Origin of the sequence: Halioglobus sp. HI00S01, from assembly GCF_001635445.1 — a bacterium.
GTDB lineage: Bacteria > Pseudomonadota > Gammaproteobacteria > Pseudomonadales > Halieaceae > Halioglobus > Halioglobus japonicus.
In genome coordinates this window covers 119,591-132,487 of the sequence record NZ_LWEE01000058.1, presented here as the reverse complement: position 1 = coordinate 132,487, position 12,897 = coordinate 119,591, and the positions used below count along the sequence as shown (strand labels likewise).

The 12,897-nt window shown below is 61.0% G+C and carries 12 protein-coding genes; 5 read left to right on the top strand and 7 right to left on the bottom strand.

The genetic code is table 11. The features are described from left to right. Positions 1-39 precede the first annotated feature (39 nt). The 6 genes from A3709_RS08945 to bioB all read right to left on the bottom strand — a co-directional run bounded on the left by A3709_RS08945 (position 40) and on the right by bioB (position 6,815). A complete protein-coding gene (locus tag A3709_RS08945) occupies positions 40-252 on the bottom strand; it encodes a DUF3094 family protein (RefSeq protein ID WP_066053247.1) in 213 nt (70 codons plus the stop codon). 91 nt (positions 253-343) lie between these two features. Further along, entirely contained in the window at positions 344-2,137 is a 1,794-nt protein-coding gene (locus A3709_RS08940; protein WP_066053243.1) for an acyl-CoA dehydrogenase C-terminal domain-containing protein, read from the bottom strand. Positions 2,138-2,337: 200 nt separating this feature from the next. Further along, entirely contained in the window at positions 2,338-3,012 is a 675-nt protein-coding gene (gene bioD, locus A3709_RS08935) for a dethiobiotin synthase (RefSeq protein WP_066053240.1), read from the bottom strand. Positions 3,013-3,022: 10 nt separating this feature from the next. Further along, complete coding sequence (gene bioC, locus A3709_RS22545) at positions 3,023-4,588, bottom strand: malonyl-ACP O-methyltransferase BioC (protein WP_082850005.1); 1,566 nt, start codon at positions 4,586-4,588, stop codon at positions 3,023-3,025. Continuing rightward, entirely contained in the window at positions 4,588-5,763 is a 1,176-nt protein-coding gene (gene bioF, locus A3709_RS08925; protein WP_066053237.1) for an 8-amino-7-oxononanoate synthase, read from the bottom strand. Before bioF ends, bioC begins: the two co-directional genes overlap by 1 nt. An 8-nt stretch (positions 5,764-5,771) precedes the next feature. After that, positions 5,772-6,815 carry a biotin synthase BioB gene (gene bioB, locus A3709_RS08920; RefSeq protein ID WP_066053234.1) on the bottom strand — a complete coding sequence of 348 codons (1,044 nt, stop codon included), beginning with the start codon at positions 6,813-6,815 and terminating at the stop codon, positions 5,772-5,774. Positions 6,816-6,898: 83 nt separating this feature from the next. Between bioB and A3709_RS08915 the strand changes: the two genes are divergently transcribed. Genes A3709_RS08915 through A3709_RS08895 form a run of 5 tightly spaced genes read left to right on the top strand, consistent with a single transcriptional unit; the run spans position 6,899 to position 11,048 of the window. Continuing rightward, complete coding sequence (locus A3709_RS08915) at positions 6,899-7,618, top strand: ComF family protein (protein ID WP_066053231.1); 720 nt, start codon at positions 6,899-6,901, stop codon at positions 7,616-7,618. 19 nt (positions 7,619-7,637) lie between these two features. After that, the gene (modA, locus tag A3709_RS08910) at positions 7,638-8,324 is read left to right on the top strand and encodes a molybdate ABC transporter substrate-binding protein (protein WP_066053228.1); all 687 of its coding nucleotides are present in this window, start codon (positions 7,638-7,640) and stop codon (positions 8,322-8,324) included. Then, positions 8,315-8,995 (top strand): molybdate ABC transporter permease subunit, encoded by a 681-nt coding sequence (gene modB, locus A3709_RS08905; RefSeq protein WP_066053225.1) that lies wholly within the window; start codon positions 8,315-8,317, stop codon positions 8,993-8,995. The genes modA and modB overlap by 10 nt, the downstream gene beginning before the upstream one ends. After that, complete coding sequence (modC, locus tag A3709_RS08900; protein WP_066053222.1) at positions 8,995-10,074, top strand: molybdenum ABC transporter ATP-binding protein; 1,080 nt, start codon at positions 8,995-8,997, stop codon at positions 10,072-10,074. Before modB ends, modC begins: the two co-directional genes overlap by 1 nt. Continuing rightward, the gene (locus A3709_RS08895; protein ID WP_082850003.1) at positions 10,071-11,048 is read left to right on the top strand and encodes a serine/threonine protein kinase; all 978 of its coding nucleotides are present in this window, start codon (positions 10,071-10,073) and stop codon (positions 11,046-11,048) included. Before modC ends, A3709_RS08895 begins: the two co-directional genes overlap by 4 nt. A 429-nt stretch (positions 11,049-11,477) precedes the next feature. Here the strand turns inward: A3709_RS08895 and A3709_RS08890 are convergent, their stop codons facing one another. Further along, positions 11,478-12,878, bottom strand: coding sequence for an FAD-binding oxidoreductase (locus A3709_RS08890; RefSeq protein WP_066053917.1), 1,401 nt, complete (start codon positions 12,876-12,878; stop codon positions 11,478-11,480). Positions 12,879-12,897: the final 19 nt, after the last annotated feature.

The following is a 12,897-nucleotide window of genomic DNA, read 5'->3' as shown; positions in this document are numbered from 1 at the left end:
GCGCCACTATACCAAATGGCTTAAGGGCCGCCAATGCCCTCAGTATATGCCGGCCGCCCGGGCAATCCACTGGCTGACAAAGCTGAGAATGGTTACGGAACCAATCAGCAGCAGGATCATATAGAACGGACGAAATGGCTTGCGTTCGACCGAGTTGACGCCGCGCTTAAGGAATTCGTCGACCTTGGCCTGATCCTCGGGATACAGGGAATTCTGATAGCTGCGGTCTTGCTGTTCTTCAGGCTGTTTCATAGATAAAAAAAGGGGAGAACACGATACGTATTCTCCCCCCGAATAAAGGGAATGTCACGCCAAACCGGCGCGATTTCCCAGCAGCAAACGTTTAGAACGCGAACATTTCCTCGGGCATCTGCATGAGGTTGTCAGCGCCGGCCAGCATGGTGGTCTTGAGCGACTCGGTGCGCGGCAGCAGGCGTTCGAAGTAGAACTGCGCGGTCATCAGCTTGGCCTCGTAGAACGAGGTGTCGTCGTCGGCAGCGGCAATCTTCTGGCGGGCGATAATCGCCATCTTGGCCCAGAAGTAAGCCAGTGTGATGTAACCGGAGTACATCAGGTAATCCACCGCAGCGGAGCCCGCTTCGTCAGGGTTGCTCATGGCAGCTTCGCCAATCTGCATGGACACACCCAGCCACTCGTCTTTCTTGGCGTTCAGCGCGTCGATGAAGGGCTTATCTTCCTCGGCAGAATTGGCCTGGCACAGCTCGTCGATCATGGTGGTGAAGTTGAGCAGCATCTTGCCGCCGGAACCCAGTACCTTACGACCTATCAGGTCCATGGCCTGGATACCGGTGGTGCCTTCGTACAGCATGGCAATACGGCAGTCGCGAACGATTTGCTCCATACCCCACTCGCTGATAAAGCCGTGGCCACCGAAAATCTGGACGCCGTGGTTGGCAGCTTCGTAACCGGTTTCGGTCATGAAGGCCTTGGCGATCGGGGTCAGCAGTGACATCAGGTCATCAGCGTTTTTCGCTTCTTCCTCGGCGCCCTTGTCCACGATGTCGCCCAGCATGGCCAGGTACAGCAGGAACGCGCGGCTGCCTTCGGCAAAGGCCTTCTGGGTCAGCAGCATCTTGCGCACGTCGGGGTGCACGATGATCGGATCAGCGGGGCCATCGGCGTTCTTAGGGCCGGTGAGGCTGCGCATCGCCAGGCGCTCTTTGGCGTAGGTCAGGGCGCCCTGGAAGCTCTGCTCCATGTGGGACAGGCCCTGGGCAGCAGTACCGATGCGCGCAGTATTCATAAAGGTGAACATGCAGTTCAGGCCACGGTTCTCGGGGCCAATCAGGTAGCCCTTGGCGCCGTCGAAGTTCAGCACGCAGGTGGCGTTGCCGTGAATTCCCATCTTGTGCTCGATCGATCCACAGTACACGCCATTGCGCTCACCGACAGAACCGTCATCGTTCACGTTCATTTTGGGAACGATAAACAGGGAGATACCCTTGGTGCCTTCCGGTGCGTCCGGAAGGCGAGCCAGTACGATGTGGACGATATTGTCCGTCATGTCGTGTTCACCGGCGGAGATGAAGATCTTCTGGCCGGTAATCGCGTAGGAGCCGTCGGCATTGGGCTCGGCCTTGGTGCGCAGCAGGCCCAGGTCAGAACCACAGTGAGATTCGGTCAGACACATGGTGCCTGTCCACTCGCCGGAAATCAGCTTGGTGAGGTACTTTTGCTTCTGCTCTTCGGTACCGTGCTCTTCAATGGTCTTAACAGCACCGTGGCTCAGGCCGGGGTACATACCCCAGGACCAGTTGGCGCTACCCACCATTTCAGTGTTCACAATGCCCACCAGGTTGGGCATGCCCTGACCGCCGTAATCAACATCGGCAGACAGCGAGGGCCAGCCATTGTCGACATACTGCTGGTAGGCTTCTTTGAAGCCCGCCGGGGTGGTCACACCCTCTTCGCTCCAGGTACATCCCTCTTCGTCACCAACACGGTTCAGGGGCTGCAAAACTTCTTCACAGAACTTGGCGCCTTCGGCCGCAATCGCGTCCATCAGGTCGGTGCTGGCCTCTTCGTAGCCGGGCAGGGTCTGGAAAACTTTTTCCGCTTCCAGTACTTCGTTGACAACAAAACCGATGTCGCGCAGGGGAGCCTTATAGTCTGGCATTGTCCTTTACCTCTCTTTGTTTAAACCGGCCCGCGGTGGCAGCAGCCACCCCATGGGGGCCATGTAAGCAGTGCACACATTTTGCGTAAAACGCCCCCGAAGTCAAATACCTTTTTGGGGTTAGCCCCGGGCGGAGTCAGGTATTCTGGTTATAAAGCGATCAATCAGGCGTCTTGCGATCAGATGGTAGTAAGCACTTACTACGTTATAATCGCCTGAATATCAAGAGATTGACCTGCTTCAACAGGGCTCCAGGGGGAAATATGGGCCACCTCACCCAGAAACGGTGCAGGCAACAGGTGCATCAGTGTGTCCAGGTTTTCCTCGTGGCACGTCATTCGCTCACCGGGTTGATTTGCTACCCAGCCCGCCAGCGGCAGGCCGTCACCTAACACGGCCTCGGCCGTCAGCAGGGCGTGGTTAATACAGCCCAGGCGCATGCCGACGACAAGAATCACACCCACCTGTAACTCGCGGGCGAGGTCGGCGAGCGTCTCCCGAGGGGAGAGCGGGACACGCCAGCCACCGGCACCTTCGATCAGCACCAGATCATGCGGCCCGGTCATAACGCCGCGGCAAAACCCCGCCAGTTGCGAGGCCTTCATGGTCCGGCCCACCTGGGCGACAGCAATGTGCGGGGCAATTGCCGGTGCCAGTGCCACCGGGTTGACCTGGGCGTAGGGCAGCTGCGCGGTCATACTGGCCATCAATGCGAGGGCATCTTCATTCTGGCCCTGATCGTCACAGCCGGCTGCCACCGGTTTCACGGCCGCGGTGTTGAGCCCGGCCGCAGCCGCCGCCTCGAGAATGGCACAGCTCACCGCGGTCTTCCCCACCTCGGTATCGGTACCGGTCACAAAGAAAGTCTTGCTCATATTCGCTCTCTCACACTTTCGTCAGGGTACCGAAGTACACCTCGTAACTGGCGGGCAGCAGTCCATCGCGCCGCCACTGCTCGTACGCCTGCAACATCCCCTGCAGGGCCCTGCGGCCGGTCAGGCCGACGGGACGATCGCGGTTGACGTTGTGGGCCCCCAGGGTTTTCAGCTCATTGAGTAATTCGCGCACCTGGCGGTATTCCATACAGAACGGCTCAATATCCACCTGCAACGCAATGCCCGGGGTGCGCGCCGCCGCCTGATCGAGACGCTCCAACGGGAGAAATTCGTTAACGTGCTGATACTCATCCACGGCTGCCCAGGAAGATCGCAGTTCATGCAACGTGGCAGGCCCCAGCGAGGTAAAGGCGCAGCGCCCGCCCGGCCGCAGTACCCGCGCAACTTCGGCGAACAACAACTCCGGGCGCAAGCACCATTGAATGGCAAGGCTACTGAACACCAGATCAACCGAGGCGGAGGCCAGTGGCAATGCCTCGGCGTCGCCCACCAGCCACTCGCCCGCCTGGGGATGCACCTCGCGTGCATAACGAACCATGCCCTCGGCCAGGTCCACGCCGATATACGTGGCGTCGGGAAACCGTTGCCTGAGCGCGGCGCTGAAATGGCCGGTGCCGCTCCCGAGATCCAGCACCTTCTCCGGCGCCTCCGGCAGCGCATTAATACTGGCCAACAGACGATCACCGACGTCTCGCTGCAATTGGGCGACACTGTCATATTCTGCCGCCGCGCGGCTGAAAGACTGCGCCACATCGTGCTTGGCCAGTGCCAGTGGCGCCGCTACCGCAGCCAATAGATTCTGTTCCGCCAGGAATGCCTGCAGCGCTTCGGCGACTGCTTCTGGCTGTTCGAGAGGGGCGGTGTGTGCGCAACCAGCAAACACCCACACTCGTGCTGGCAGTCCTCGCATCGAGTCCTGCAACTCCGGCGGGTGCAGTCCATCGTTGTCGGCCAGCAAATGCAGTTGGGGCGGCAGCAATGACGACAGCAATTGGCGTTGATCCAGTTGCGCCAGCCAGGTCAGACCGGTTTCCAGCGCCAAACCAGGCTGCGGTGGACGCAGGGCCTGAAGCTCGCGCAGCAGTGCACGCGGATTCTCCGCGCCCGCCACCTGCAGGCTGTCAAAGCGGCGCAAGGTTCGCTGTTCATCATCGCGGTATGCGGAGGCGAATACGGCTAGGTCTGCCGCCGGCATTCCCGGCCACTCGAGTTGGGCCACGAAACAGGGATTCGTACACAGCGTCACTACCGCACGTACGCGCTCCGGTGCTCGCTCGGCCAGGGCCAGGGCAAGCTGGCCGCCAAGCGACCACCCCAGGTAAACCGCCCCGGTAGGTGCCGCGGCCAGGATCTCGTCGAGCAGCACATCGAACTCCGGCGCCTTGTCACCACAGCCGGGAGCCAGCCCGGGCAAATCCAGTAACATCACATCGGCCCAAAGACGCAGGGAGGGCAGCATCGGCCGCCACACCTCGCGATTGGCACCCCAACCGTGCAATAACACCAGTTTCTGACGAGGCTCACCGCTTGCGGGCAAATATTCGCGCTGCAACATCACAGCTGCCCCCCGGCCACGTCGGCCAAGACCGAGAGCAGTGCATCCACCTCGGCGTCAGTGTGTGCTGCAGTCAAGGTAATGCGCAGGCGCGAAGTGCCCGCAGGCACGGTGGGCGGGCGAATCGCCCCCACCAGAAAGCCCGCCTGGCGCAGGGCCGCACTGAATGCCATTGCCCGACCCGCGTCACCTATCTGCAGCGGCTGAATCGCGCTGTCGGAATACATCAATGGCAGGCCAAGCGCCTCAGCGCCTGCGCGAAAGCGCCCTATCAAGTGCTGTAAATGTTCACGGCGCCAGGCCTCTGTCGCGAGCAGGCGCACCGCCGCCAACCCCGCTGCGGCGACCGCCGGTGGCATCGCTGTGGTGTAAATGTAGTTGCGCGCACCCTGAATGAGGCTTTCGATCAACAGCTCGTCACCGGCCACAAATGCCCCGGCGCAACCCAGCGCCTTACCCAGGGTGGCCATGAGTACCGGCGCCTGGGCAGAATCAAGCCCGGCGGCGGTAACGCTGCCTGCACCGCCCTCGCCCATCACCCCGATGCCATGCGCATCGTCAACCATTAACCAGGCATTGTGCTGCTGGCAGAGGGCGGCCAGGTCGGCCAGGGGCGCGGTATCCCCATCCATGCTGAACACCCCGTCCACCACCACAAGTTTGGCGCTGTCAGGCGGCGCTGCGATGATTTTGTGCTCAAGGTCGGTCACATTGTTGTGGGCGAAGCGGCGGAATCGCGCGCCACTGTGGAGGCCGCCGTCGAGTAGCGAGGCGTGATTGAGGCGATCCTGAAACACCTGGTCGCCGGATTGAAGCAGCGTGGTGAGGGTACCGGTGTTGGCAGCATAGCCGGATGAGAACAACAGCGCCCGCGGGCGGCCAGTCAACTCGGCCAGAGCCTCTTCCAGTTCGCGGTGGGGCGTACTGTGGCCGCACACGAGATGCGAAGCACCGCTGCCCACACCATAGCGCTCAGCGCCGGCGCGCAGCGTAGCCACCACCTGCGGGTGGGCGGCAAGCCCCAGGTAGTCATTACTGCAGAAATTGAGATATTCGCGCCCATCGACCCGCACCCGCGGGCCCTGGCTCGATTCCAGGGTCAGGCGCTGGCGATAGAGATCGTCCCTGCGGCGCTGCGCCAGGACAGCGCCAAGGCGCTCATTGAAACCGGGCATGGCACCACTCAGGCGCGGGCCGCGTCGTAGAACTGGGGATGCGGTGTTTCCGGCGCCTGCTCCAGAGCCAGCTCCTCGGTGTTAATGCCGAGCTTGCCAAACAGGGCCATATCTTTGTTGGCCCGGGGATTGGGCGTGGTCAGTAGCTTCTCGCCGTAGAAGATCGAGTTGGCACCGGCAAAATAGGCCAGCGCATGCATCTCTTCGTTCATCTCTTCGCGGCCTGCCGACAGGCGCACATGTGACGCGGGCATCATGATACGGGCAACGGCAATCATGCGAATAAAATCGATGGGGTCGAGATCTTCCTGGCTCTCCAGCGGCGTGCCTTCAACACGCACCAGCATATTAATAGGCACACTCTCCGGATGCTGGGGCAGATTCGCCAACTGCTGTAGCATACCGGCGCGATCACTTTCCTGCTCGCCCATGCCGACAATACCGCCGGAGCAGATTTTCATGCCGGAGTTGCGCACATGGTCCAGGGTATCGAGACGATCCTGGTAGGTGCGGGTGGTGATAATGTCGCCGTAGTACTCCGGGGAGGTATCCAGGTTGTGGTTGTAATAGTCCAGGCCGGCTTCGGCCAACTCCCGGGCCTGATCTTCGGTGAGCATGCCCAGGGTCATACAGGTTTCCAAACCCAGATCCCGCACGCCTTTAACCATCGCTACTACGTGGGGCATATCGCGGTTTTTCGGGCTGCGCCAGGCAGCACCCATACAGAAACGGGTTGAGCCTGCGGCCTTGGCCGCCTTGGCCTGCTCCAGCACTTTCTGCACTTCCATGAGCTTCTCCACCTCGAGACCGGTGTCATAGCGGGTGCTCTGGGGGCAGTAGGCGCAGTCTTCCGGGCAAGCGCCGGTTTTGATGGAAAGCAATGTGCTCACCTGCACCTTGTTGGGGTCAAAATACTTGCGATGCAGGCTCTGGGCTTCAAACAGCAGATCGTTAAACGGCAGGGCAAACAGCGCTTCCACTTCCTGGCGCGTCCAGTCGTGGCGCAATTCCGAGGCGGTGGGATCAACAATGGGGGTAGCAGCGGTGCTCATAGTTAACCTGATTCTGTTCATGCTGTTTCGGTGGTGGCAAATGATACCGCGGGACCGGGCGCTGTCAACCTGGAAGAACGGCCATGGTTAACAACATAAACCGCCTCGCCAGATACCTGCTGGATGGGCTGCTACCCCAGTACTGCGCCCTCTGCGGAATGTTCAGCCACAGCGATCTGCCCCTCTGCCAACACTGCCGGGAGGAACTGCCTATCAACCAGGCCGCCTGCCCCTGTTGTGCACTGCCATTGCCGGCCCACATCGCCGCGCCAGGCTGCGGCCGCTGCCTGCGCCACCCACCGGCCTATAGCGTTGCGGTCGTGCCGCTCATCTACGGGGAGTATCTGGCATATCTTATCCAGCGCTGGAAGTTCCAGCGCCAATCAGGATTCACTCGCCTGCTGGCCACCTTGTGGCTAGAGCATGCCCAGGTGACACCGCCAGACCTGCTGGTGCCCATACCCCTGCACTGGCGGCGCCAGCTCACCCGCGGTTACAACCAGGCCGAGCTATTGGCCCGGGCTATCACAGCACAATCCAGCTCGCTGCAGCGCACCCGGATCGATACACACCTGTTGTACAGGCACCGGGCGACGGCAGCACAGTCGGCCATGGATGCCCAGGCCAGGACGCGCAATCTCAGGGGTGCCTTTACAGTGCGGCGGCGCTGTGACAGCCTGCGAATCGCGTTGATCGACGACGTGATGACCACCGGTGCCACCGCGGAAGCGGCGGCCACAGCCCTGCTCGACGCAGGTGCCCGGCAGGTCGACATCTGGTGCCTGGCCCGCACCCCCCTGTAAGAGGAACGAGGAATATTCCATGCGCTGCCTAATACTCGCTCTGCTATTAACAGTAGCGCCGGCGGGGCTTGCTGAGACACCACTCACCGTCGCCGTCGCCGCCAACTTCCGCTCCACCCTGGAAGACATTAACGCCCGCTTCAGCGCCCAAACCGGTCACCCGGTCAGACTAAGTAGTGCCTCCACCGGTGTGCTCACCCATCAGGTCATGCGCGGCGCCCCATATCATCTATTCCTGGCGGCCGACGCCGCCGCACCGGCACTGCTGCACGATGAAGGCCTGGGCCTGCAGCCCTTCTGCTATGCCAACGGCCAGCTGGCACTGCTAGGCGGCCCCCTCAGTCAGCTTGAGGCGCCGGGCCTGGGGCTGGATCTGGCCATTGCCAATCCCGATACCGCCCCCTACGGCCAGGCCGCCATGGATGTACTGAACCTGAAGGGTACTCAGCCGCAGAGACTGGTGCGGGGCAATAACGTACTGCAGGCCTACCAGTACTGGCGCACCCGTACCGTGCAAATGGCCCTGGTGTCCAAGTCATTAGCCGGTGAGGCGGGCATCGCCATTCCCGCCAAATGGCATCGCGATCTGCAGCAACACGCGCTGGTAATCAAGGATCACCCAAACCTCAATGCCTATCTCGAGTGGCTGAGAAGTGATACCGTGCGCCGACTGATTCTGGACTCGGGTTACCTGCCTTGCCCCTGAACCCCGCCGAACTGGATGCCATTGCCCTGACCATGGCATTGGCCAGCACCACCACTGTGATTCTTCTCCTGCTCGGCACGCCAATGGCCTGGTGGCTGGCACGACACCGGGGCAGTTTCGCCGCTTTTATCGAAGCCATCGTCGCGCTGCCGCTGGTACTGCCACCGACCGTGCTGGGGTTTTACCTGCTGCTGGCGCTGGCACCGGACGCGCCGCTGGGCAAAACCTGGCAGGCACTGACCGACCAGCAGCTGGCCTTCAGCTTCTCCGCGCTGGTCATCGGCTCGGTCATTTACTCGCTGCCATTTGTGGTCCAGCCACTGCAGGCCGCCTTCCAGCGGGTACCCGGCGGCATGCTGCAAGCGGCTGCCACGCTGGGGGCCACACCCCTCGACCAGTTTCGCTCCATCATCCTGCCGCTGACCCGGCGCAGTTTTATCGCCGCAGCCGTGCTTGGCTTTGCCCATACGGTCGGTGAATTCGGCGTGGTACTGATGATTGGCGGCAATATTCCGCGGGAGACCCAGGTACTCTCGATCGCCCTCTACGACCAGGTGGAAACCCTGAAATTTGCCGAGGCCCACCGCCTCGCAGCCGGGCTGCTGGTCTTCTCCCTGGCGTTGCTGTTCTTTGTTTACCGCAAGGGCGCGGGCTGGCGGGTGAATCACTGATGTTACTGCTGGATATTCAATGCTCCGGCGAACAGGGTTTTCAACTGGCACTGCAATGCGCTTTGCCCGCGGAGGGTGTCACCGCTATTTACGGACCCAGCGGCAGCGGCAAGAGCACCCTGCTGGACTGTATTGCCGGCTTACGCAACGCGGCGCCGGGTAGCGAGATTCGCTTCGGCGCAGCCACCTGGCAGAATCGCGAGAAATGCCTGCCGCCCTGGCAGCGCAATATTGGCTATGTGTTCCAGGATGCCCGGCTGTTCCCGCACCTCACGGTGGCGGGCAATCTCGACTATGCGGCAAATCGCGCCAGCGGGCCCGCACCGCTGGCGCGCGATGCACTTGAGCAATGGCTGGGGCTGACACCGCTGCTCGAGCAATTACCCGATACGCTGTCGGCGGGCCAGCGCCAGCGCGTCGCCATTGGCCGCGCCCTCCTTGGCGCCCCGGATCTGCTGCTCCTGGACGAGCCACTGGCGAATCTCGATCACGCCGCCAGCCGCGAGTGCCTACAACTACTGCAGGACCTGGCGAGCCGGCTCGAACTACCGGTGTTGTATGTCAGTCATGATATCGAAGAGGTCGGCGCCCTGGCCGATCACATCCTGCTCTTGGAAAATGGTCGGGTAACTGCCCAGGGCCCGTTTCTGGAACTGGCGTCACGCCTGGACAACCGGCTCTCTCATGAAGAACAGGCTGCGGCTATTCTCATCGGTGAAATCACAGCACACGACGAGGCTTATGGCCTCAGCGAGATTCACATTGCGGGCCAGTCACTACTGGTCAATCACCTCGACCAACCCATCGGCAGCCGCCGCAGGGTACGCATTCCGGCACGGGATGTGAGCGTGTGCGCCAGCAAGCCAACCGACAGCAGTATCCTGAACATCCTCCCGGTGACCGTGTCAGAGATAGAACAGTGCACAGACGCGCGGCTGCTGCTGCGCCTGGCTCTGGGCGACCAATATTTACTGGCGCGCATCACCCGCAAATCGGCCGAGACCCTGAAGCTCAACGCGGGCGATGACATCTTCGCCCAGATCAAAAGCGCCGCACTACTCAGCGAGGCGAGCCTGTGAGCGAACATCCCTACGACAGACTCACCCCGGACATGGTAATCGACGCGGTGGAATCCACGGGCCGGCTGTCCGACGCGCGCCTGCTGGCTCTCAACAGTTACGAGAACCGCGTCTATCAGGTGGGCATTGAAGACGGCGAACCGCTGATCGCGAAATTCTATCGGCCGGATCGCTGGACCATGGCACAAATCGAAGAGGAGCACGCCTTCAGTCTGGAACTGCAGGCTGCCGACATCTCGGTAGTGGCACCGATGGCCGACGAGCACGGCACCACCCTGCATACCTATGAGGGCTTCCAGATCGCCCTGTTCCCACGCCGTGGCGGCTACCCCCCGGAGCTGGACAACCTCGACAACATGCTCATCCTCGGACGTACCCTTGGACGTATCCACGCCGTGGGCAAAGCCAGTTCTTTCGAGCATCGCCAGCGTATTGATATCGACCGCATGCTCGCCGAGAACCGCGAGTACCTGCTGGAAAACTTCATTCCAAAGGAGCTTGAACCGGCTTACAGCTCGCTCACGGCAGATCTACTGCAGGCGGTCACCGAGCAATACCAACCTGCCCCGGAAGATGAGACCCGTGTGCACGGCGACTGCCATGTCGGCAATATTTTGTGGCGCGATGATGTGGCGCACTTTGTTGACCTAGACGACTGCAGCACGGCGCCGGCCATGCAAGATTTGTGGATGTTCCTCAACGGCGAGCGCCACGAGCGTGAACTGCAATTGTGTGAGCTGATCGAAGGCTACGAGGAATTTTGCGATTTTGATGCCAGACAACTGCGCTGGGTCGAACCGCTGCGCACGCTGCGGCTAGTGAATTATGCGGCCTGGTTGGCCAGGCGCTGGGATGATCCTGCGTTTCCGCGGGCGTTTACTTGGTTCAACACCGAGCGGTATTGGGCTGAGCATATATTAGAGTTGCGGGAGCAGATGGCGGCTTTACAGGAGGAGCCTTTGCGGTTGCTGTAGGTCTTGTGTGTTGTTGCTGGCTAACCGGTGCGGCATCGCCCAGAGGCTTTTCGAAACCACTGCAAGCCGTCCATGGGCGTTTCGGGCTTCGCCATCCCTGGCTTCGCACGATTTCGAAAAGCCTCTGGGCAATGCCACCCCTCGCTTCCGGCGACTCCAAAAGATTCCTAGTGCACTCAATGATCGGCCCGCTGACCGACTCAAGCGAATTTGCAGCGGGGTGGGTTTTTCAAAGCCTTCAAGCCGCGCTTATGTTTTGTAGAAGCGGCGCAGGGCTTTCGCGGGGAGTGTTTGAGGGGTGCTTGAGGATTGCGTCAGCAATCCCACCCCGAGTTGCCCCGCGACCGCAGCCGCTGGAGCAAAACATGCGGCTCCGCAGAAAAACCCACGCCGCTGCAAATTCGCGTCTAGCCAGAGCCAGACACAACCTCAGGCGTCAAAAATCTTCCCAGGATTCATAATCCCCTTGGGATCAAACACCTGCTTAATGCCCTTCATAATCTCGATCTCCAGTGCCGAGCGCGAATACTCGAGATACTCCTTCTTGAGCAGGCCCACGCCATGCTCGGCCGAGACCGAACCACCGTAGCGCTGCACAATCTCAAACACCCAGGTCGACACTTCGCCGCACTGCGCCTTGAACTCATCAATGGGCAGCCCCTCGGGCTTGAGAATATTCAGGTGCACATTGCCGTCGCCAATATGGCCAAACCAGACGATCTCAAAATCGGGATAGTTCTGGTTAACCACGGCCTCCACTTCCGCCAGGAACTCCGGCACGCGTGAGATCACTGTGGAGATGTCGTTCTTGTAGGGCGTCCAGGGCGTAATGGTTTCGGAAATGTCTTCGCGCAGGCGCCACAGGTTCTGGGCCTGGGACAGGCTCTGGCTCACGGTGCCATCGTATACCCAGCCCTGCTCCACGCAGTGCTCGAAGAGCGCCATGGCTTTTTCCATGGCCGCATCGTTCGGCTGCTCGAACTCGATCAGGGCGTAATAGTCGCACACGGTTTCGAAGGGACGCTGTAAATCCTGATGAGCGACCACTTTTTCCAGGGCGATCTCGGAGAAAAACTCAAAAGCCGACAATTCGATCTCGGCCTGGAAGGCGGTGAGCACATGCATAATGGCCTGCATGTCAGGCGCACCGAGGACCAGTACCGCCAGGTTCTCCGGCGTCCGCGTCAGTGACATGGTGGCTTCCACGACCACCCCCAACGTGCCCTCGGCACCAATAGCCAGCTGGCGCAGGTCGTAGCCGGCGTTGTTTTTCATCAGGCCGCGATTGAGGTCCAGCAGCTCACCGGTGCCGGTGACGAGCTTGAGGCCGGCCACCCAGTCGCGGGTCATGCCGTGCTTGATAACCTTGATGCCACCGGCATTGGTGGAGATATTGCCGCCGATCTGGCTGGAACCCGCGGAGGCAAAATCCACCGGATAGTAAAGACCCTGCTCCTCGGCGAACTGCTGCAGTTGCTCGGTAATAACCCCGGCGCCACAGCGCACGGTGCGGTCTACGAGATTGAAATCAGAAAGGGTATTAAGACGGTCCAGGGCCAGCACCAGCTCACCATTGGCGGCCACGGCACCGGCACTCAGGCCGGTGCGGCCGCCGGAGGGCACAATCGCGAGGTTTTGGTCAGCGGCCAGGCGCACAATGGCCTGTACTTCCTCAATTGAACCGGGCAGCAGCACCGCCGAGGGCGCCGGCGTGTAGAAGCGGGTCCAGTCCAGGCCATACTGCTCACAGCTGCTTTCGTCGGTGAGCACACGCGTCTCGCCGACTATGGCTGCGAGAGCCTCCAAAATCGCTGGATCGAGCTGGGCCACGAGGGTACCTCCGGTATTT

Bases quoted from the DNA above. Each gene is read 5' to 3' on its own strand.
- A3709_RS08945 (WP_066053247.1), bottom strand. From the start codon at position 252: ATGAAACAGCCTGAAGAACAGCAAGACCGCAGCTATCAGAATTCCCTG.
- A3709_RS08940 (WP_066053243.1), bottom strand. From the start codon at position 2,137: ATGCCAGACTATAAGGCTCCCCTGCGCGACATCGGTTTTGTTGTCAAC.
- bioD (WP_066053240.1), bottom strand. From the start codon at position 3,012: ATGAGCAAGACTTTCTTTGTGACCGGTACCGATACCGAGGTGGGGAAG.
- bioC (WP_082850005.1), bottom strand. From the start codon at position 4,588: ATGTTGCAGCGCGAATATTTGCCCGCAAGCGGTGAGCCTCGTCAGAAA.
- bioF (WP_066053237.1), bottom strand. From the start codon at position 5,763: ATGCCCGGTTTCAATGAGCGCCTTGGCGCTGTCCTGGCGCAGCGCCGC.
- bioB (WP_066053234.1), bottom strand. From the start codon at position 6,815: ATGAGCACCGCTGCTACCCCCATTGTTGATCCCACCGCCTCGGAATTG.
- A3709_RS08915 (WP_066053231.1), top strand. From the start codon at position 6,899: ATGGTTAACAACATAAACCGCCTCGCCAGATACCTGCTGGATGGGCTG.
- modA (WP_066053228.1), top strand. From the start codon at position 7,638: ATGCGCTGCCTAATACTCGCTCTGCTATTAACAGTAGCGCCGGCGGGG.
- modC (WP_066053222.1), top strand. From the start codon at position 8,995: ATGTTACTGCTGGATATTCAATGCTCCGGCGAACAGGGTTTTCAACTG.